This is a genomic window from Microbacterium sp. BH-3-3-3 (genome assembly GCF_007679045.1).
In the GTDB taxonomy this organism is placed as follows: domain Bacteria; phylum Actinomycetota; class Actinomycetes; order Actinomycetales; family Microbacteriaceae; genus Microbacterium; species Microbacterium algihabitans.
Genome location: NZ_VEFS01000007.1, coordinates 62350 through 82405 on the forward strand (window position 1 = coordinate 62350; position 20056 = coordinate 82405).

Genomic DNA, 20056 nt, shown 5'->3' on the forward strand with positions numbered 1-20056 from the left:
CACCCGGCAGGGACGCCGCGACCCGGACACAACTCCGGAGATTTCGACGCACCAGCGGCCCCCGCAGCCGTCCCGGCGCGAAACTGCAGGAGCTGTGCACTGCGCCGACGCCGGAACTCCTGCGTTACGCCCGCCGCGGCGGATCCCCGACGCCCACAGCGTCAGAGCGAGCGCGCGAACTCCGCGACCACCGGAGCGAGCGCCGCGCCGATCTCGTCGGCGGGCCGCCGCGCGCCCTTCACCTCGAACGAGTGGTTGCCGCCGACGATCCAGTGCACCGTCGCGTTCTGGCACGAGGTCACGACCTCATCGAACTGCGCGCGCGGATCGATGAACGGGTCGTTCTCGCCCTCGACGAACAGCTGCGGAACGGCGATGGCGGGCAGATGCTCGCGGCGCGGCTTGTCGGGCCGCCCTGGCGGGTGAAGCGGGTACCCGAGGTAGGCGAGACCGGCGGGGGCGATCACGCCCTCCGCCGTGGCGACGGATGCCATGCGCCCGCCGTACGACTTGCCCACGGCCGCGTACGGCCCCGGGGCGGTCGAGGCGAGCCAGGCCTCGACGCCGGCCCACGTCGCCACCGCGTGCGGCGCGGGGCCGGGCATGCGTCTCCCCGCCTCGACATAGGGGAAGACGAAGCGCAGCACCGAGACTCCCGAGGCGGCCAGCGCATCGGCGAGACCCGCGAGGAACGGGTGGTTCATACCCGCACCGGCACCGTGGGCGAGGGCGACCACGGCATCGGTTCCGGATGCCACCGACCACAGGCCCGACACCTCCGTCGCCCCGGCGGGCAGGGCGACGGGGATGCGGACAGGCTCGGCGACCGGAGCGGCCTCGGAACTCACCGCTCGGTCGGGTGGGAGCCGCCGGGTGCGGCCTCACGGAGCTGCTCGCCGTGCGACTCATCGGCCCGCGGCTCGTCAGCCCCCGGCTCGTCAGCCCGGGGAGCATCGGCCCGCGGCTCATCAGCCCGCGGCTCGTTCGGGCGCGGCTGCGTCACCGGGGGCTTGGGCGAGATCCGCTCGCCGTAGCGCGGGGGCTCGTCGTCGTGCGTGGGAGTCGACGAGGGCACGGGCGGACGCGGAGGAGCCGACGGGGCATGCGAGCCGGGGGTTACGCGCTCGCCGTACTGGGGCGGAGCGGCATCCGTCGACGTCGGACGCGAGACCACGGTGCGCTGACCCGCGCCGGTCGGCCCGACGATCCCGCGGGCCTTCTGCGCGCTGCTGGACGCGACGCACACGTCGTAGTGGTCGGCGGCGACCTGCATGACCGAAGCGAAGTCGCGGCGGCGGCGCACGATCGAGTACGTACCGAGGCTCAGCAGCATGCCGAGCGCCATGCCGACGAGCAGCACGCCGATGAAGGCCGAGATCTGCACCGTGGGCGTGCCCAGCACGAAGATGAAGGCGAAGAGCAGACCGAGCATGAGGCCGTTGAGCGCACCCGAGCGGGCGGCGGTGGCGTAGCCGAGCTTGCCGGTGATGCGTTCGATCGAGCGCAGGCCCGATCCGACGATCACGATGTCGCGCGCGGGCACCTCGCCGGCGATCAGCGACGAGACCGCCTTCTGCGCCTGCTCGTAGGTGGGGAACGAGGCGATCTTGTCGCCGACCTCGTCGCGTCCGGCCCCCGGACGCTGCGCGAACATACTCATTTCACCATCCTGTCACGCGCGCCTGACCGTTCCCGAGGTGTTGCGGACGAGGCGCGGACTACGCTGTACCGGTGAGCACGCAGAGGGTTTTCGTCGCCCGCTTGGCGGGCTGCACGGTGTTCGACCCAGCGGGAGACCGTCTGGGCAAGGTGCGCGACGTCGTGGTGATCTACCGCGCGTCGGCGGCGCCGCGCGTCGTGGGCCTCGTCGTCGAGATCCCCGGCCGTCGACATGTGTTCGTGTCCATCGGACGCGTCACCTCGATCCAGTCGGGCCAGGTCATCACGACGGGCCTCATCAACGTGCGCCGCTTCCAGCAGCGCGGCGGTGAGGTGCGGGTGATGGCCGAGATGCTCGGTCGCCGCGTGCGCCTCGTCGACGGCTCGGGCACCGCGGTCATCGAAGACGTCGCGATCGAGCGCAACCGCCTCGGCGAGTGGGACGTGGGGCAGCTGTTCCTGCGCCGCCCCCGCACGAGCGCGTCGCCCTTCGCCAAGGGCGCGACGACCTTCGCCGCGTGGACCGAGGTGCGCGAGAACCAGGCCCCCGGTGAGGCCCAGTCGGCCGAGCAGCTGGTGGCGACCTACTCCGAGCTCAAGCCGGCCGACCTCGCGAACACCCTGCTCGACCTGCCCGAAGAGCGCCTCATCGAGGTCGCCGAAGAGCTCAGCGACGACCGCCTCGCCGACGCCCTCGAAGAGATGCCCGAAGACGAGCAGGTGCACATCCTCGAGCAGCTCGGCGACGAGCGCGCCGCCGACATCCTCGACGCCATGGAGCCCGACGACGCGGCCGACCTTCTCGGTCAGCTGCCCGAGTCGCGTTCCGAGCAACTGCTCGAGCTCATGGAGCCCGAAGAGGCCGACGACGTGCGCGCCCTGCTGCAGTACGGCCCCGACACCGCCGGTGGCCTCATGACGCCGGAGCCCATCGTGCTGTCGGCCGATGCCACGGTGGCCGAGGCCCTCGCGCTGATCCGCCGGCACGAGCTGCACCCCGCGCTCGCGGCATCCGTGTTCATCACCCTCCCGCCGTACGAGACGCCCACCGGGCGCCTGCTGGGCACCGTGCACTTCCAGCGGATGCTGCGCTATCCCCCGCACGAGCGCCTCGGCGCGATCATCGACGACACCCTCGAGCCGGTGCCCGCCGACGCCACGGCCGCCGAGGTCGCGCGCCTGCTCGCGAGCTACAACCTCGTGTCGCTCCCGGTCGTCGATCAGGCGCACCGCCTCGTCGGCTGCGTGAGCGTTGACGACGTGCTCGACTACCTGCTGCCCGATGACTGGCGCACGCACGACGGCGATGATCCGAAACCCAAGACGACGATCCGGCCCTCGCATACGCAGAGCATTCCGACCCAGATTCCCCAGACCCCGAGGAGGCGCTGATGGCACGCAACAACCGCACCCCCGCCCTCGATGCGCCCCGCGGCCGCACCGGCGTTCTCGCCCCGCGGGCGCCGCAGCCCTCTCGTGACCGCTTCGGCCGCTTCACCGAGTGGGTCGCCCGCGCGATGGGCACGCCCACCTTCCTGCTGTCGCTGACGCTGTTCTGCGTGGTGTGGATGGGGTGGAACTCACTGGCCCCCGACGAGTTGCGCTTCGACTCCGCCGCGATCGGCTTCACCGCCCTGACCCTCGTGCTCTCTCTGCAGGCGTCGTACGCCGCTCCCCTGATCCTGCTCGCGCAGAACCGTCAGGACGACCGCGACCGCGTGCAGATCGAGCAGGACCGTCAGCGCGCCGAGCGCAACCTCGCCGACACCGAGTATCTGGCCCGCGAGATCGTGGCGCTGCGCATGGCCGTGCGCGATCTGACCGACGAGGTCATCACGAAAGACTCGCTGCGCGCCGAACTCCGGGCGGCGCTCGAGCGTCTCGACGCCGACGACGACGCACCGCGGGCGGACTCCGGACGTGCGGATGCCGGGCGCGCAGACCTGCGCCGGGGCACGCACTCCGAGCCCGCGCGGCCCGGCTCGTGAGCGTCGATCTCTCCGAGCGGGTCCGTTCCGCCGTCGCCGCGGTCACCGATCCGGAGCTGCGGCGTCCGCTCGGCGAGCTCGATATGCTGCGCGAGATCACCGTCTCGGGCACCACGGCCGAGGTGGGCATCGCCCTGACGATCGTCGGATGCCCGGCCGCCGACCGCATCGAAAGAGACGTGGCGGATGCCGCGGCGTCGGTCGACGGCATCGACGCGGTCGACGTACGGGTCGGTGTGATGTCACCCGACGAGCGCAAGGCGCTGACCGAGAAGCTCCGCGGCGGACGGGCGAAGCGCGAGATGCCCTTCGGCCCCGACTCGCTCACCCGCGTGATCGCCGTGACCAGCGGCAAGGGCGGGGTCGGCAAGTCGACCGTCACCGCGAACCTCGCCGTCGCCCTCGCCGCCCGCGGGTTGCGCGTGGGTCTGATCGACGCCGACGTGCACGGGTTCTCGATCCCGGGTCTGCTCGGCCTCGTCGACGCCGACGGGCTGCCGCCCGCGCCGACCAAGCTCGACGACCTGATCCTCCCGCCGGTCGCCTACGGCGTGAAGGTCATCTCGATCGGGATGTTCCTGCGCCGACCCGGTGAAGAAGCGGCCGGAGCGGTCGCGTGGCGCGGACCCATGCTGCACCGCACCGTGCAGCAGTTCCTCACCGACGTGTTCTTCGGCGACCTCGACGTGCTGCTGCTCGACATGCCGCCCGGCACTGGCGACGTCGCGATCTCGGTGGGCCAGCTGCTCCCCCACGCCGACGTGCTCGTCGTCACCACGCCCCAGGCCGCGGCGGCCGAGGTCGCCGTGCGCTCGGGACTCGTCGCCCGTCAGACCGGGCAGCGCCCCATCGGCGTCATCGAGAACATGGCCGCGCTGACCCTCCCCGACGGCACCGTGCTCGACCTGTTCGGCTCCGGCGGCGGAGCAGAGGTGGCCCGCGCGCTCTCGAGCGAGGGCGTCGAGGTGCCGCTGCTGGCATCCGTTCCCCTCAGCACCGCGCTGCGCACCGGTGGCGACGACGGCCGCCCGGTCGTGCTCGCCGATCCCGACGACCCGGCCGCTCGCGCGATCGACGCTGCCGCGGCCGCGCTGGCCGTGCGTCCCCGCGGTCTTTCGGGCAAGCCGCTTCGTCTGAACGTCTGACGCGGCGCCCGAGGGGCTGGGGCGGCACGTGGCTGAGCCTGGCGAAGCCACCGGAGCTCCGCGCAGCCCCGGCATAAGGTGGCTGAGCCTGTCGAAGCCACCGCAACCCGCGCGCAGGCCCGGCACAAGGCGGCTGAGCTTGTCGAAGCCACCGCAACCCGCGCAGACCCGGCACAAGGTGGCTGAGCCTGTCGAAGCCACCGACGCCCCGCGCACGCCCGGTCCCTTCGACAAGCTCAGGGACCTCCGCAACCCAGGTGGCTGAGCCTGTCGAAGCCACCGCAACCCGCGCAGGCCCGGTCCCTTCGACAGGCTCAGGGACCTCCGCCACCGGAGCCCCACGCAGGCCCGGTCCCTTCGACAAGCTCAGGGACCTCCGCAACCCCCCGCGTCAGGTGGCTTCGTCGTCGAACGGGGGCCGCTCGCCGGCCACGAACGGCGTCGTGTCGGGCTTCTCGCGGGCCGCGAGGGCGGCGGCACCGGCCGCGCGCATGGTCGCGGTGGGGGTGTCGTCGAGCAGCGCCTCGCGGATGATGCGGCGCGGGTCGTACTGGCGCGGGTCGAGCTTCTTCCAGTCGACGTCGTCGAACTCGGGGCCCATCTCGTCGCGCATGCGCGTGCGGGCACCCTGCAGGGTCTCTTTCGCGCGCTTGGTGAACTTCGCGAGCGCCTCGGCGTACCGCGGAAGTCGCTCGGGGCCGACGAGCAGGGCGGCGATCACGCCGATCAGCATCAGCTTCTCGATCGTGAGGCCGAAGAACATGCGTCCAGATTACCGGCCGCGCCTGGAGGTCGAGGCACCCCCGGCCGTCTAGCCTGAGAGAAGGAGGTCCACGTGAGCGGTCATGAGGCGAACGAGCGGTTCGTGCAAGAGTCGACGGTCGAGCCCGAGCACATCGCTCGCGCCCGGGCCCACGCACTCGAGCTCGGCGCTGCGCCCATCAGCCCCGCGATCGGCGCGCAGACGGCCGTGCTGTCGGCGGCATCGCGTGCCCTCAACATCGTCGAGGTCGGCACCGGCGGCGGTGTCTCGGGCCTGTGGCTCATGCACGGCTCGCCGCGCGCCACGATCACGACGATCGACAGCGAGCCCGAGCACCTCGGCGCCGCCCGTCAGGCTTTCGCCGATGCGCGCATCGCCCCCGCTCGCGCACGATTCATCACCGGCCGGGCATCCGATGTCCTCCCTCGCATGAACGAGGCGTCGTACGACATCGTCTTCATCGACGCCGACCCCGAGGGCGTCATCGAGTACGTCGAGCACGGCCTGCGTCTCGTGCGCGCCGGCGGAACCGTGCTCATCCCGGGCGTCATGTCGCACGGCGCGGTCGCCGACCCGGTGCGTCGCGACGCGATCACCACGGCCTACCGCTCGCTCATCCAAGAGGTGCAGTCCTCCCCCGCGGTCATCGGCGCCCTGTCGACCACCGGCGAAGGCCTCTTGCAGCTCACCACGCGACCCAGCGAGGTGTGATGGGTCCGGATGCCATGGCATCCGGATTCTGAGTCTTCCGAGCCCCGGCCCGGCCGAGGCGTCCCGTCGGGTACCGGGCCCTTCGACAGGCTCAGGGACCTGGGTTGCGTCGGGTACCGGGCCCTTCGACAGGCTCAGGGACCTGGGTTGCGCCGGGCCCTTCGACAAGCTCAGGGACCTGGGTTGCGCCGGGCCCTTCGACAGGCTCAGGGACCTGGGTTGCGCCGGGCCCTTCGACAAGCTCAGGGATCTGGGTTGCGCCGGGAACGACGAAGGCCGGCCCCCGAGGGGACCGGCCTTCGCGAACGGATGATCGTCAGGCGGAGACGACACCACCGAGCACGTCGTAGAGCTCTTTCGCTTCGGCGTCATTCACCGAGACGACGAGTCGCCCACCGCCCTCGAGCGGCACGCGCACGATGATCAACCGGCCCTCCTTCACGGCCTCCATCGGTCCGTCGCCGGTACGCGGCTTCATGGCTGCCATCGCGGCCCCCTTTTCCTCGTTGGTCTTGCACTCAGTTTATCGGGTAACGCACAGGGCGATGCGCGTCAGGGGATCTGCCAGTACGTGTTGCCCAAGGCGTACATGTTGTAGATCCACCACCACTGCCCCAGCAGCGCCGCCGCGAGCACGCCGACGCGCCACGCGCGGGAGCGCGGAACGGCGAGGGCCCCGACCAGCGGAGACACCGGCAGCAGCAGGCGGAAGATGCTCGACTGCGGGAAGAACACCAGCAAGAGGTAGACGAGGTAGCTCGCCGACCACAGCCGCACCTCGATGCCGAGGGCCTTCACCTGCGGCAGCGTAACCAGGGCGAGAACGACCGCGGTCACCAGCAGCGCGAGGAAGACGCAGCCCGCCACGGGGCCGAGTCCCCACTGCGTGAACCAGAAGCCGGCCGCCTGCACCCAGCCCTCGACGGGGACGAAGGTGCCGCTGTCACCGGGGATCCAGTTGCGGCGCCACGCCAGCTCGGTCGAGAGGTACGCCCCCGGCTGTCCGGTAACGACCGCCGCGATCGTCTGCCACGCGAAACCGACGACCGTCGCGACGGCGCCCAGAGCCACGATGTGCGCGATCTCGCGCGTCGGCAGGACATCAGTACGGCGGCGGAGGAAGCGGTGGATGCCGTAGAGCCCGAGGAACAGCGCGAACGCGAGGATCCCGGGGCGGGTGAACCCCATCGCGGGAACGAGAAGGTACAGCCAGCCCCAGCGGCGCCGCTGGACGCACCACAGAGCCGCGAAGAGAAGGAAGAGGAACAGCGCCTCGGCGTAGCCCACCTGGAACATCGCCGCCAGCGGCCCGCAGGCGAAGAACACCACCGCCCACATCGCCGCCGCCCCGCCGATGCGATCACGCAGCAGCGCGTGCAGCACGACGCACGCGCCGTAGCCCGAGGCGAGCGAGATGGCGACGGCGCCCGCGCCCCACGACCCGAGCAGGGTTCCGAGGCCCGCCGCGAGGTAGGCGTACAGCGGCATGAACGCCCACGCGTTCTCGGCGACGTGGCCGGTCGTGGTGATCGGCAGGTCGGACGGATACCCCGACACCGCAGCCAGCCAGTACCACTGCGCGTCCCAGCCGAGCGAGAGCTCACCGAGAGAAGGCGCGATGCCGTACCGCGAGCCCGGACCCGACAGCGCCGAGGCGAGCAGGAAGAAGCCCGTGGTCACCAGGCGCGCGGCGATGTAGACGATCGCGATGCGCGCCGCCACGGGGAGTCGCTCCCATCGACGGACGGGAGCGGATGCCGTGGCCTCGGCGGTCACGACCCGCTCAGCCAGGCGCGGAGGCCGCTCTCGACGGCGTCGATCTGGGCGAGCGGAACGCGCTCCTCGTCGTGGTGGGCGAGGTGCGGGTCGCCGGGGCCGTAATTGACGGCCGGGATGCCGAGGGCTGAGAACCGGGCCACGTCCGTCCAGCCGTATTTCGGTTTGGGCGTGGCGCCCACGGCATCCACGAACTCCTTCGCCAGAGCCGCGTCGAGCCCTGGACGCGCGCCCTCGGCCACATCGACGATCTCGACCTCGAAGCCGGTGAACACATCGCGCACGACCCGTTCGGCGCCCGCGGCGTCGCGGCTGGGCGCGAAGCGGTAGTTGACCTCGACCTCGCACGCGTCGGGGATGACGTTGCCCGCGACCCCGCCCGAGATGCGCACGGCATTGAGTCCCTCGCGGTACACCAGGCCCTCGACCTCGATCTCGCGCGCGCGGTACTCGGCCAGGCGGGCGAGAATGGGCGCCGCCTTGTGGATGGCGTTCTCGCCGATCCACGAACGGGCGCTGTGCGCGCGCACGCCGTCGGTGCGCACGAGCGCGCGCAGGGTGCCGTTGCAGCCGCCCTCGACCTCGCCGTTGCTCGGCTCGCCGAGGATCGCGAAGTCTCCGACGAACAGGTCGGGACGGTTGCGCGAGAGGCGACCGAGGCCGTTGAGCGAGGAGTCGACCTCCTCGTGGTCGTACCACATCCACGTGATGTCGACCGGGGGCGCCGAAAGCTCGGCCGCCAGCTTGAGCTGCACGGCCACACCCGCCTTCATGTCGACCGTGCCGCGACCCCAGAGGAACGCCTCGCCGTCGATCTCGCGGTCTTGCACGGGCAGGTTGGCGTTGATCGGAACGGTGTCGATGTGCCCGGCGATCACGACGCGGCGCTCGCGCCCGAGGTTCGTGCGGGCGACGATCGTGTCGCCGTCGCGGATGACCTCGAGGTGGGGATACGCCGACACCGCGGCCTCGATCGCGTCGGCCAGGGTCGTCTCGTCGCCCGACTCGCTGTGGACGTCGCAGATGGCCCGCGTGAGGGCGACGGAGGAGGAGGTCAGATCGAGCGCGGCCATGCCCCGATCCTTTCACACGCGATGCCGCCGGTAGCCTGGAGCGGTGAGCAACGAACGACGCATCAGTGCTGCCGGACTCTCGACGCGGACCAACGCCGGAACAGTGCTCGACGCCTGGTTCCCGAGCCCCCGCCTGGGCGCCGCGGGCGACCTCGCCGCCGAGGCTGCGGCGCTGGAGTCGTCGGCCGGTCCGGACGAGCGTCGCGGCGTGGTGGTCGAGACCGTCACCCTCGAGATCGACGCGGATGCCGCGCCCACCTCGACCGTCGACGCCTACCTGCGCCTGCACGCGCTGTCGCACCTGCTCGTGCGTCCCAACGAGATCAACCTCGACGGCATCTTCGGTCACCTCCCCAACGTCGCGTGGACCAACGCCGGCCCCGTGCACCCCGACGACGCCGCGCGCCTGCTGCCGCAGCTGAAGCGCCACGGCATCCAGCTGCAAGGTCTCGACAAGTTCCCGCGCCTCACCGACTACGTGCTGCCCGCGGGCGTGCGCATCGCCGACGCCTCGCGCGTGCGCCTGGGCGCGCACCTCTCCCCCGGCACGACCGTCATGCACGAGGGCTTCGTCAACTTCAACGCCGGCACCCTCGGCTCGTCGATGATCGAGGGCCGCGTGTCGCAGGGCGTCGTGATCGGCGACGGCACCGACATCGGCGGTGGCGCCTCGATCATGGGCACGCTTTCGGGCGGTGGCACGCACCGCGTCTCGATCGGAGCCCGCACCCTGCTCGGCGCGAACGCCGGCATCGGCATCTCGCTCGGCGACGACTGCGTCGTCGAGGCCGGCCTCTACGTCACCGCCGGCACGAAGGTGCGCGTCGGCGACGAGACGGTCAAGGCGGGCGAGCTGTCGGGCCGCGACGGCATCCTGTTCCGTCGCAACTCGCTCACCGGCGCCGTCGAGGCCTCGGCTCGCGTCGGCGTCGGCGTGACGCTGAACGAGGCGCTGCACGCCTGAGGCCGGGCTCCGATTCACGCATAAACGCTTTTCGCGCGGATCGCGTTTATGCGCGCGGATCGCGCGTGGGGGTGGGCGGTCTCCGCGAGCCTCAGTCGCGCACCCGCACCGACAGGCAGGTCACGCAGCCCTCGAGCTTCTCGAACTCGCTGACGTCGACCGTCACCACGTCGAGGCCGCGGAACCGGTGCTCCTCGGCCGTCGCCGGGGCGTCCGCCGACATCAGCACCGTGTCGTCGTCGAGCACCACCACGGCGGTGCCGTGCTCTTCGGGGACGCCCGCGAACGCCGGGAACAGCGACGGATCGTCGACGAGCGGCTCGAATCCGACCACCGTGCCGTCGGGAAGCGCCGTCACCCCCGACTTCAGGTGCAGCACCTTGGTGACCGGGATCTCGCGCACCTCCCACCCGCGCGGCTCGAGCAGAGCCCGCAGCTGGGCGATGCCCTCGGCGTTCGTCCGCGACGACGCGCCCACGTAGACGGTCCGGCCCACCTTGAGCACGTCGCCCCCGTCGAGGGTTCCGGGCTCCGCGATCTCTTCGAGGGCGATCCCGGATGCCGAGACCCCGGCCCGCACGCTCTCCGCCTCGCCCCGCCGCGAGACCGCGCCGGCCCGACACAGCACGGCGAGGTCGCCGAACATCACCACCGCATCCTCGACGAACACGCCGTCGGGTTGATCGTCGGCCGGATCGATCTCGACGATCTCCCATCCGCGCGTGCGGAACGCCTCGACGTACCCGCGCCACTGCGCGAGGGCCAGATCGGCATCGACCGGCACGCGGTCGAGGTGGGTGAGCTCGCCCTCGGCGAGGCGGGGCGACGGACGACGGACCAACAGACGCGGCATGCCCCGACCCTACTGGTCGCGTCATCGGCGTCGGCGGGGCCACGTGGCATCCGTTCTCTTCGGCGCTCCCCCTGTCCCCATCTGCGCAGACCATGTCCCACAAACGGCTGCCTGGCAGCGCCCCGGGCAGCACGAAGTGGGACATGGGTGCAGGTCCAACCGCCCTCGCCCACCATGTCCCCATATGCGCAGACCATGTCCCACAAACGGCTACCTGGCAGCGCCCCAGGCAGCACAAAGTGGGACATGGATGCAGGGCGAACCGCCCTCGCCGACCATGTCCCGATGTGCGCAGACCATGTCCCAAAAACGGCTCCCTGGCGGCACCCCAGACAGCACAAAGTGGGACATGGGGAGAATCAGCGACACATCCCCGCCGCACACGGCGAAACGCCCCGCCCCTCGCAAGAGGGACGGGGCGTTTCCGGCCGGATCAGACTCCGGGGTAGTTGCGCTCGGCGGCACCCGTGTACAGCTGCTGCGGGCGGCCGATCTTCGTCTGGGGGTCGTTGATCGCCTCGCGCCACTGGGCGAGCCAGCCGGGCAGGCGGCCGATCGCGAACAGCACCGTGAACATGCGCGTGGGGAAGCCCATCGCCTTGTAGATCACGCCGGTGTAGAAGTCGACGTTCGGATAGAGGCGACGCTCCTTGAAGTAGTCGTCCTCGAGGGCGATCTGCTCGAGCTCCTTGGCGAGGTCGAGAAGCGGGTCGCTGACTCCGAGCGCGGTGAGCACCTCGTCGGCCGACTCCTTGACGAGCTTCGCGCGCGGGTCGTAGTTCTTGTAGACGCGGTGACCGAAGCCCATGAGCTTGACGCCCTGCTCCTTGTTCTTCACCCGCTCGACGAACCGTTCGACGCTCTCGCCCGAGTCGCGGATGCGCGCGAGCATCTGCAGCACGGCTTCGTTCGCGCCACCGTGCAGGGGGCCGGACAGCGCCTGGATGCCGGCGGAGATCGACGCGAACTGGTTCGCTCCGGTCGAGCCGACCAGGCGCACGGTCGAGGTCGAGGCGTTCTGCTCGTGGTCCTCGTGCAGCATCAGCAGCAGGTCGAGGGCCTTCGTCATGACCGGGTTGGCCTCGAAGGGCTCGCTGTGCACGCCGAAGTTGAGCTTGAGGAAGTTGTCGACGAACGACAGCGAGTTGTCGGGGTACAGGAACGCCTGACCGATGCTCTTCTTGTGCGCGTACGCCGCGATCACGGGGAGCTTGGCGAGCATGCGGACGGTGTTGAGCTCGACGTGCTCGGGGTTGTGCGGGTCGGACTCCGACTCGTAATACGTCGAGAGGGCGGCGGTCGCGGCCGAGAGCACCGACATGGGGTGAGCCGTCGGCGGCAGTGCCGAGAAGAGGCTCTTGAGGTCTTCGTGCAGCAGCGTGTGACGGCGGATGCGCTCGTCGAACGACGCCAGCTCGGATGCCGAGGGAAGCTCGCCGTAGATGAGCAGCCAGGCGACCTCGAGGTAGGTGCTGTTCTTCGCCAGCTGCTCGATGGGGTACCCGCGGTAGCGGAGGATGCCCTGGTCGCCGTCGATGTAGGTGATGTCGGACTTCGTCGACGCCGTGTTGACGAAGCCGTAGTCGAGCGTGGTGTGCCCGGTCTGCTTGGTCAGCGACGCGATGTCGATGCTCGGGACGCCGTCGGTGCCTCGCAGGACCGGGAATTCGGCGGTGGAGCCCCCTACCGTCAGAGTGGCCTTGTCCTGCTGCGTGCCCGCGTCGCTCACCGCGCCTCCTTGCGATTTCTGGTCGCCCGTGTGGTCGAACGCGGGGGGTTGCGGCACCCCGCGATCTTCTCGCCCTCTGGATGCCACGGGAATGGCATCCGGGTCGGCGGGGCGCGCGGAGGATGACCCCGAACGACCTGCCTTTACAGCCTAGTAGGCACTCCGGCGTACAGATGACACCGCCAAAGGTCGCCCCCATCGAATGGAGGGAACCTCCTGGTCAGGCCCGCAGACGCTCCGCCGCGGCGGCGATGCGCTCGTCGGTCGCGGTGAGCGAGAAGCGCACATGCTGCGGGAAGTGCGTGCCGTAGAAGTGCCCCGGCCCCACCAGGATGCCGAGATCGGCCAGACGGTCGAGGCTCTCCCAGGCGTCGCGCCCCTCGGTGGCCCAGAGGTACAGGCCGCCCTCGCTGCGGTCGATCGTGAAGCCGGCGGCCTCGATCGCGGGCTTGAGCACCGCACGACGGCGGGCGTAGCGCTCGCGCTGCGCAGCCACGTGCTCGTCATCGCCGAGCGCGACGGTCATCGCTCGCTGCACGGGGGCGGGAGGCATGAGGCCGAGGTGCTTGCGCCCGGTCAGCAGGCGCTCGACGATCGCGGGGTCGCCGGCCAGAAAAGCTGCGCGGTACCCGGCGAGGTTCGACTGCTTGCTGAGCGAGTACACCGACAGCACGCCGGTGAGGTCGTCGCCGACGACGGCGGGATCCAGCACGCTCGGCACGGGCTGCTGGTCCCACGGGGCGTCCCACCCGAGCTCCGCGTAGCACTCGTCGGAAGCCAGGACCGCGCCGATCTCGCGGGCTCGCGCCACGGCATCCGCCAACTCGTCCGTCGAGAGCACGCGTCCGTCGGGGTTGCCCGGGGAGTTGATCCAGATGAGCCGAGCGTGCGCGGGCCACGAGGAAGGGTCGTCGGATGCCACCGGCTCGGCGCCGACGAGACGCGCGCCGACCTCGTAGGTCGGGTACGCGGCCCGCGGGTGCACAACGGCGTCACCCGGTCCGAGGCCGAGCAGCAGCGGGAGCAGGGCCACCAGCTCTTTCGAGCCGACAGTCGGCAGCACGTTCGCCGCGCTCAGGCCGGGAACCCCGCGACGGCGGTGGTACCACTCGGCGATCGCCTCGCGGAGCGCCGGGGTGCCGGCGGTCTGCGGGTAGGCGTGCGCATCGGTCGCGTCGGCCAGAGCCTCGGCGATGACCTGCGGCGTGGGATCGACGGGCGATCCGATCGACAGGTCGACGATGCCGTCAGGGTGGCGTCGGGCGCGCTCCGCGTAGGGGGCGACCGCGTCCCACGGGTAGTCGGCGAGGTCGGCGACGCCCACGGGTCAGTGCGCCTGCGGAGGCAGAGCGGTGATGACCGGGTGGTCCTTGGCGATCACGCCGACCTTGGCGGCACCACCGGGCGAGCCGATGTCGTCGAAGAACTCGACGTTGGCCTTGTAGTAGTCGGACCACTCTTCGGGAAGGTCGTCTTCGTAGTAGATGGCCTCGACGGGGCAGACCGGCTCGCACGCACCGCAGTCGACGCACTCGTCGGGGTGGATGTAGAGCGATCGTTCACCCTCGTAGATGCAGTCGACAGGACACTCATCGATGCAGGCGCGGTCTTTGACATCGACACACGGGAGGGCGATCACGTAAGTCACCCGCTCAGTCTAATCGCGCCCGGGCACCCGGCCTCGCCGCCGAGCCGCTGACCTATGATCCGCGGCCCAGGTCCCTGAGCTTGTCGAAGGGACCGGAACCCCACAGACGCCCGCCCACCTAGGTCCCTGAGCCTGTCGAAGGGACCGGAACCCCGCGCACGCCCGCCCACCCAGGTCCCTGAGCCCGTCGAAGGGACCGGACCCCCGCGCACGCCCGCCCACCCAGGTCCCTGAGCCCGTCGAAGGGACCGGACCCCCACGCACGCCCGCCCACCCAGGTCCCTGAGCCCGTCGAAGGGACCGGACCCCCGCGCACGCCCGGGGGCTTCGACAGGCTCAGCCACCTCCCCGGCCGAAGGGACGCCCGCCCGCCCAGGTCCCTGAGCCTGTCGAAGGGACCGGAACCCCCGCGCACGCCCGGGGGCTTCGACAGGCTCAGCCACCTCCCCGACCGAAGGGACGCACGCCCGCCCAGGTCCCTGAGCCTGTCGAAGGGACCGGACCCCCGCGCACGCCCGGGGGCTTCGACTGGCTCAGCCACCTCCCCGGCCGGAACCCCACGCACACGCGCCCGGTGGCTTCGACAGGCTCAGCCACCTCCCCGGCCGGAACCCCACGCACACGCGCCCGGGGGCTTCGACAGGCTCAGCCACCTCCCCGACCGGAACCGCGCGCACGCCCGCCCGGTGGCTTCGACAAGCTCAGCCACCTCCCGGCCGTCAGGACTGGGCGGATGCCGCCGGCGCACGCAGGTGCGAGAGGTCGGGCCAGAACGCCACCAGCGCCATCAGCGCGGGGCCGACGATCGTCCACAGCAGCGGCACCCACTCGGTACCCGGGGTCGGTGCGGCCACGATCGCGGAGCCTCCGGGTCCCACCTGCGAGAACAGGAAGGTCGCCGCCGTGATGCCGAGGCCCCCGAACAGCGCGTTGACGCGGTCGCCCGTGAGCGTGCGCAGAGCGATCAGCAACGCGGCACTGCCGATCGTGGCGAGCACCAGGCCGACCGGCACGGGGCCGAGCATGAACGCCTGCCCGACGGTTCCGGCCGCGCCGTAGAAGGCGCCGACGAGGAGAGCGACCGCCCAGCCGACGATCCGAAGCACAGTGGAACCCATCGGATCAGTCTAGGAGCGCGGGCTATGCGCCACCCGAGGCTCAGGTCGCCCAGCCCCACAGGCGCAGCAGCGCCGCCGTCACCGCCGCACCGACGACGACCACGAGGAACGGGGCGCGCAGCCACAGCAGCAGCGCCGCGACGCCGACCGCGGGCAGCCGCGCGTCGACGACGATCGCTTGACCCGCGCCGAGGGTCTGCACCACGACGAGGGCCGAGAGGAGGGCCACGGTCAGCAGATCGGCGATGCGGGCGGGGCGGGGCTTGTCGAGCCAGTGCGCGGGCAGCAGATAGCCGGTGGCCTTGAGGGCGACGCAGATGACGGATGCCGCGAGCACGGCGGTCCAGAGGGTCATGGCATCCGCCCCTCTGACGACACCGCTGCGGGGCGCCGGTCGAACAGTCCGACCGCGATCGCGACGCCGGCTGCGGCGATGACCGGGATGCCGGGCATGAGCCACGGCGTGAGCAGCGCCGCCACGGCAGCGGCGCCCGCGGCGACGGCGAGGGGCTGACGTCCGCGCAGCCGAGGCCAGAGCAACGCGAGGAAGGCCGCGGCGGCTGCGGCGTCGAGGCCGTACGTGCGCGGATCGCCCAACACGTCCCCCAGTAGCGCGCCGAGGAGAGTCGAGAGGTTCCAGCCGACCCAGATCGCGATGCCGGTGACCCAGAACCCGGTCTGACGCGCACGCGGCTCGGTCTGGGCGAGCGCGACCGCCGTCGACTCGTCGATCGTGAACTGCGTCGCGGCGGCCTTGCGCCACCCTCCCCCACCGACGATCGGCGCCATGCGCATCGCGTACGCGGCGTTTCGCACACCGAGCAGCACCGACGACGCGATAGCCGCGGGGGCGGCTGCGAGTCCTCCCGCCGCGATCACCCCGACGAACGCGAACTGCGAGCCGCCGGTGAACATGAGCAGGCTGAGCACGCACGTCTGCCACACGTCGAGTCCGGATGCCACCGACACGGCGCCGAACGAGACACCGTAGGCGCTCGTGGCGAGGGCGACGGCGAGACCTTGCCGGGCGGCCACCCCCTCGGGTGTTCGGTGGATCGAACGCATGGACATCATCGTGAACGATCGGGCGGTCGTTCGTCAAGTCGAACGAACGGCGAGCATAATGAACGCATGACCGAGCTCGGCGACCGCATCGCGACGACCCTCCGGCGCGAGCGCGAGAGGCGCGACCTCAGCGTCAGCGAGCTCGCGCGGCGCGCGGGCGTGGCGAAGGCGACCGTGTCGCAGCTGGAGAACGGCGGCGGCAATCCCAGTGTCGAGACGCTGTGGGCTCTCGCGTCGACCCTTGAGATCCCGTTCGCCGACTTCGTCGACGAGGGGGTGCACTCCCCCACCCTGATCCGCGCGGGCGAAGCCGGAACGGCCGTGGCGTCGTCGGCATCCGACTACATCGCCGTCCTGCTCTCGGCAAGCCCGCCGCACGCCCGCCGCGACATCTACCTGCTGTCGGCCGAGCCCGGCACGCCGCGACGGTCCGACCCGCACCCGCGCGGCACGATCGAGCACCTCGTCATGGTGTCGGGGCGCGGAATGGTCGGCCCGGTCGACGACCCCTTCGAGCTCTCGCCCGGCGATTACCTGTCGTATCCGGGCGATGCCCCGCACGTGTTCGAGGCGCTCACGCCCGGCATGAGCGCGGTGTGCGTGGTCGAGTCGCGCTGACGCCCCGGGCTGGCGCCTCGCCCCCTCGTTGAGTGTCCAGAACACGCCGCACCCTTTTTGTGGTCAGCGGCGTGTCCTAGACGCTCAACAGGTCTGCGCCGCGCGACACCCGGTCGAGTGTCCACGACACGCCGCATCGGTCGACGGCCAGCGGAGTGTTGTGGACACTCGAGAGGTCTCGAACCCGCCGCCAGCGAGCGAGGGCGCGCGTCGACAGCTGCCGGCGGCGAAGCTATCGTGCAGGCATGTCCCGCGTCTTCGACATGCCCTTCTCGTCGGTCTACCCGTTGTACGTCGCGAAGGTCGAGCGCAAAGGGCGCACCGTCGACGAGCTCGACGCCGTGATCCGCTGGCTCACCGGGTTCAGTGAGGCGGAGCTCGCCCGCCATGCCCGGGGGACGACCACGTTCCGCGAGTTCTTCGACGACGCGCGACTCACCCCGCAGGCGTCGGAGATCACCGGCGTGGTGTGTGGAGTGCGGGTCGAGCAGATCGACGACCCGCTGATGTACCGGATCCGCCTGCTCGACAAGGTCGTCGACGAACTGGCGAAGGGCAAGGCGCTCGCGAAGGTCATGCGCACGTCTGCCCCTGCCGCCGCCCAGGGGTGAGGTCGCGGCGCGCGACCGGCGAAGGTCCCTGAGCCTGTCGAAGGGACCGGGGGCTGCGACAGGATCGGCCACCTACGCGGGGAACCGGAGGCTTCGACAGGCTCAGCCACCTGCGCCGAGACCGGGGGCTTCGACGGGCTCAGCCACCTGCGGCGAAACCGGGGGCTTCGACGGGCTCAGCCACCTGCGCCGGGACGGGCGGCTTCGACAGGCTCAGCCACCTCCGCGGCGAAACCGGGGGCTTCGACAGGCTCAGCCACCTGGCCACGCATCCCGGAACGCGAACGGCCCCGCCGAGCACGAGGCTGGGCGGGGCCGTTCAGGACGGGGATGCTTACGCGTTGGCGTCCTGACGCTTCAGGCGCGAAGCGGAGCGACCGCGCGCGGTCGCGTCGAGCTCGACCTTGCGGATGCGCACCTTCTCGGGCGTGACCTCGACGCATTCGTCGTCGCGAGCGAACTCCAGCGACTCCTCGAGCGTGAGGATGCGCGGGGGCGTCATCGACTCGAAGGAGTCGGAGGTCGACGAACGCATGTTCGTGAGCTTCTTCTCCTTGGTGATGTTGACGTCCATGTCGTCGGCGCGCGAGTTCTCGCCGATGACCATGCCCTCGTAGACCTCTTCGGTGGGCTGCACGAAGAAGCTCATGCGCTCCTGCAGGGCGATCATGGCGAACGGGGTGACGACACCCATGCGGTCGGCGACGATCGAGCCGTTCTGACGGGTCGTGATCGAGCCGGCCCAGTCGTCGTAGCCGTGCGAGATCGCGTTCGCGATGCCGGTGCCGCGCGTGATCGTGAGGAACTCGCTGCGGAAACCGATCAGACCGCGCGAGGGCACGACGAACTCCATGCGCACCCAGCCGGTGCCGTGGTTCGTCATGTTGTCCATGCGGCCCTTGCGGGCGGCCATCAGCTGCGTGATCGCACCGAGGTGCTCTTCGGGCGCGTCGATGGTGAGGTGCTCGAAGGGCTCCTTGAGCTTGCCGTCTTCGCCGCGCTTGGTGACCACCTGAGGCTTGCCGACGGTGAGCTCGAAGCCCTCGCGACGCATGTTCTCGACCAGGATGGCCAGCGCCAGCTCGCCGCGGCCCTGGACCTCCCACGCGTCGGGGCGTCCGATGTCGACGACCTTGAGCGAGACGTTACCGATGAGCTCGCGGTCGAGGCGGTCCTTCACCATGCGGGCGGTGAGCTTGTGACCCTTGACCTTGCCCATGAGGGGCGAGGTGTTGGTGCCGATGGTCATCGAGATGGCCGGGTCGTCGACGGTGATCGCCTTGAGCGGGCGCACGTCGTCGGGGTCGGCAATGGTCTCGCCGATGGTGATGTCGGGGAAACCGGCGATGGCGACGATGTCACCGGGGCCGGCGTCTTCGGCGGGGTAGCGCTCGAGGGCACGGGTCTTCAGCAGCTCGGTGATGCGGGCGTTGCTGGTGGTGCCGTCGGCGCGCACCCAGGCCACGGTCTGGCCCTTCTTCAGCGTGCCGTTGAACACGCGCAGCAGCGCGAGGCGACCGAGGAACGGCGAGGAGTCGAGGTTGGTGACCCAGGCCTGCAGCGGAGCCTCGTCGTCGTAGGCGGGAGCCGGGACGTGCTCGAGGATCGCACCGAAGAGCGGCTCGAGGTCTTCGTTGTCGGGCAGCGAGCCGTTGTCGGGACGGTTGAGCGACGCGGCACCCGCGCGGCCCGAGGCGTACACGACGGGGACGTCGAGCAGCGCGTCGACGTCGAGGTCGGGCACGTCGTCGACGAGGTCGGACGCGAGGCCCAGCAGCAGGTCGTGCGCCTCTTCTTCGACCTCGGCGATGCGCGCGTCGGGGCGGTCGGTCTTGTTGACCAGCAGGATGACGGGGAGCTTGGCCTCGAGGGCCTTGCGCAGCACGAAGCGCGTCTGGGGCAGCGGGCCCTCGGACGCGTCGACGAGCAGCACGACGCCGTCGACCATCGACAGGCCGCGCTCGACCTCTCCACCGAAGTCAGCGTGGCCGGGGGTGTCGATCACGTTGATCGTGACCGGAACCTCGGTGTGCACACCGTTGTAGGTGATCGCCGTGTTCTTGGCGAGGATCGTGATGCCCTTTTCGCGCTCGAGGTCGTTCGAGTCCATCGCGCGCTCTTCGACGTGCGCGTGGTCGCCGAACGAGCCGGTCTGGCGGAGCATGGCGTCGACGAGAGTCGTCTTGCCGTGGTCGACGTGCGCGACGATCGCGACGTTACGGAGGTCAGGACGAAGGGCGTGCGCCATGGAGGGTCTCCAGGAAAATTCGGGGTGGTGCCCGGAATCGGGCGTCTCTAGTCTACCGGCCCGCGCCGATACTCCCGGCAGCGGACG

General features: G+C 70.8%; 21 protein-coding genes. 7 read left to right on the top strand and 14 right to left on the bottom strand.

What is annotated here, in order from left to right; genetic code table 11:
- Positions 1 to 161: 161 nt before the first annotated feature.
- Both FS769_RS15935 and FS769_RS15940 read right to left on the bottom strand, forming a co-directional pair.
- Positions 162 to 848 (bottom strand): alpha/beta family hydrolase, encoded by a 687-nt coding sequence (locus FS769_RS15935; protein ID WP_260979792.1) that lies wholly within the window; start codon positions 846 to 848, stop codon positions 162 to 164.
- Positions 845 to 1660: a general stress protein gene (locus FS769_RS15940; protein WP_186325597.1), complete on the bottom strand. Its 816-nt coding sequence runs from the start codon at positions 1658 to 1660 to the stop codon at positions 845 to 847. The genes FS769_RS15935 and FS769_RS15940 overlap by 4 nt, the downstream gene beginning before the upstream one ends.
- A 71-nt stretch (positions 1661 to 1731) precedes the next feature.
- Here FS769_RS15940 and FS769_RS15945 point away from each other — a divergent pair, with 71 nt between their 5' ends.
- From FS769_RS15945 to FS769_RS15955, 3 genes are read left to right on the top strand one after another with little or no spacing between them, the layout of a single operon-like run.
- Positions 1732 to 3051, top strand: coding sequence for a magnesium transporter (locus FS769_RS15945; protein WP_144835142.1), 1320 nt, complete (start codon positions 1732 to 1734; stop codon positions 3049 to 3051).
- Entirely contained in the window at positions 3051 to 3647 is a 597-nt protein-coding gene (locus FS769_RS15950) for a DUF1003 domain-containing protein (RefSeq protein WP_144835144.1), read from the top strand. The genes FS769_RS15945 and FS769_RS15950 overlap by 1 nt, the downstream gene beginning before the upstream one ends.
- On the top strand, positions 3644 to 4792 hold the full coding sequence (locus FS769_RS15955; RefSeq protein WP_144835146.1) for an Mrp/NBP35 family ATP-binding protein: 1149 nt from the start codon (positions 3644 to 3646) through the stop codon (positions 4790 to 4792). Before FS769_RS15950 ends, FS769_RS15955 begins: the two co-directional genes overlap by 4 nt.
- 391 nt (positions 4793 to 5183) lie before the next feature.
- Here FS769_RS15955 and FS769_RS15960 read toward each other — a convergent pair whose 3' ends face one another.
- The gene (locus FS769_RS15960) at positions 5184 to 5555 is read right to left on the bottom strand and encodes a Sec-independent protein translocase TatB (protein ID WP_144835148.1); all 372 of its coding nucleotides are present in this window, start codon (positions 5553 to 5555) and stop codon (positions 5184 to 5186) included.
- Positions 5556 to 5627: 72 nt separating this feature from the next.
- Here FS769_RS15960 and FS769_RS15965 point away from each other — a divergent pair, with 72 nt between their 5' ends.
- Entirely contained in the window at positions 5628 to 6266 is a 639-nt protein-coding gene (locus tag FS769_RS15965; protein ID WP_144835150.1) for an O-methyltransferase, read from the top strand.
- A 316-nt stretch (positions 6267 to 6582) separates the two neighbouring features.
- Here the strand turns inward: FS769_RS15965 and FS769_RS15975 are convergent, their stop codons facing one another.
- The 3 genes from FS769_RS15975 to dapE form a co-directional block, all read right to left on the bottom strand.
- A complete protein-coding gene (locus tag FS769_RS15975; RefSeq protein ID WP_144835152.1) occupies positions 6583 to 6753 on the bottom strand; it encodes a DUF3117 domain-containing protein in 171 nt (56 codons plus the stop codon).
- Between the two features lie 65 nt (positions 6754 to 6818).
- The gene (locus FS769_RS15980; protein ID WP_144835154.1) at positions 6819 to 8042 is read right to left on the bottom strand and encodes a hypothetical protein; all 1224 of its coding nucleotides are present in this window, start codon (positions 8040 to 8042) and stop codon (positions 6819 to 6821) included.
- The gene (gene dapE / locus FS769_RS15985) at positions 8039 to 9115 is read right to left on the bottom strand and encodes a succinyl-diaminopimelate desuccinylase (RefSeq protein WP_144835156.1); all 1077 of its coding nucleotides are present in this window, start codon (positions 9113 to 9115) and stop codon (positions 8039 to 8041) included. Before dapE ends, FS769_RS15980 begins: the two co-directional genes overlap by 4 nt.
- A 43-nt stretch (positions 9116 to 9158) precedes the next feature.
- On the opposite strand from dapE, the gene dapD reads away from it, so the two are divergent.
- Positions 9159 to 10079: a 2,3,4,5-tetrahydropyridine-2,6-dicarboxylate N-succinyltransferase gene (gene dapD / locus FS769_RS15990; RefSeq protein ID WP_144835158.1), complete on the top strand. Its 921-nt coding sequence runs from the start codon at positions 9159 to 9161 to the stop codon at positions 10077 to 10079.
- A 91-nt stretch (positions 10080 to 10170) separates the two neighbouring features.
- Here the strand turns inward: dapD and ddaH are convergent, their stop codons facing one another.
- From ddaH to FS769_RS16025, 7 genes are all read right to left on the bottom strand, one after another.
- On the bottom strand, positions 10171 to 10932 hold the full coding sequence (gene ddaH, locus FS769_RS15995) for a dimethylargininase (RefSeq protein WP_144835161.1): 762 nt from the start codon (positions 10930 to 10932) through the stop codon (positions 10171 to 10173).
- Positions 10933 to 11365: 433 nt separating this feature from the next.
- Complete coding sequence (locus FS769_RS16000; protein WP_144835339.1) at positions 11366 to 12661, bottom strand: citrate synthase; 1296 nt, start codon at positions 12659 to 12661, stop codon at positions 11366 to 11368.
- A 220-nt stretch (positions 12662 to 12881) separates the two neighbouring features.
- Positions 12882 to 13985 carry a succinyldiaminopimelate transaminase gene (dapC, locus tag FS769_RS16005; protein WP_144835163.1) on the bottom strand — a complete coding sequence of 368 codons (1104 nt, stop codon included), beginning with the start codon at positions 13983 to 13985 and terminating at the stop codon, positions 12882 to 12884.
- 3 nt (positions 13986 to 13988) lie between these two features.
- Positions 13989 to 14309 carry a ferredoxin gene (gene fdxA / locus FS769_RS16010; protein WP_055836218.1) on the bottom strand — a complete coding sequence of 107 codons (321 nt, stop codon included), beginning with the start codon at positions 14307 to 14309 and terminating at the stop codon, positions 13989 to 13991.
- Positions 14310 to 15028: 719 nt separating this feature from the next.
- The gene (locus FS769_RS16015; RefSeq protein ID WP_144835164.1) at positions 15029 to 15427 is read right to left on the bottom strand and encodes a histidinol dehydrogenase; all 399 of its coding nucleotides are present in this window, start codon (positions 15425 to 15427) and stop codon (positions 15029 to 15031) included.
- 40 nt (positions 15428 to 15467) lie between these two features.
- Positions 15468 to 15782 (bottom strand): AzlD domain-containing protein, encoded by a 315-nt coding sequence (locus tag FS769_RS16020; protein WP_144835166.1) that lies wholly within the window; start codon positions 15780 to 15782, stop codon positions 15468 to 15470.
- Positions 15779 to 16492, bottom strand: coding sequence for an AzlC family ABC transporter permease (locus tag FS769_RS16025; protein ID WP_144835168.1), 714 nt, complete (start codon positions 16490 to 16492; stop codon positions 15779 to 15781). The genes FS769_RS16020 and FS769_RS16025 overlap by 4 nt, the downstream gene beginning before the upstream one ends.
- 66 nt (positions 16493 to 16558) lie before the next feature.
- Between FS769_RS16025 and FS769_RS16030 the strand changes: the two genes are divergently transcribed.
- Both FS769_RS16030 and FS769_RS16035 read left to right on the top strand, forming a co-directional pair.
- Complete coding sequence (locus FS769_RS16030) at positions 16559 to 17110, top strand: helix-turn-helix domain-containing protein (protein WP_144835169.1); 552 nt, start codon at positions 16559 to 16561, stop codon at positions 17108 to 17110.
- Between the two features lie 245 nt (positions 17111 to 17355).
- Positions 17356 to 17721, top strand: a complete 366-nt coding sequence (locus tag FS769_RS16035; RefSeq protein WP_144835171.1) for a DUF2200 domain-containing protein — start codon at positions 17356 to 17358, stop codon at positions 17719 to 17721.
- Positions 17722 to 18055: 334 nt separating this feature from the next.
- Here FS769_RS16035 and typA read toward each other — a convergent pair whose 3' ends face one another.
- The gene (typA, locus tag FS769_RS16040; RefSeq protein ID WP_144835173.1) at positions 18056 to 19969 is read right to left on the bottom strand and encodes a translational GTPase TypA; all 1914 of its coding nucleotides are present in this window, start codon (positions 19967 to 19969) and stop codon (positions 18056 to 18058) included.
- Positions 19970 to 20056: the final 87 nt, after the last annotated feature.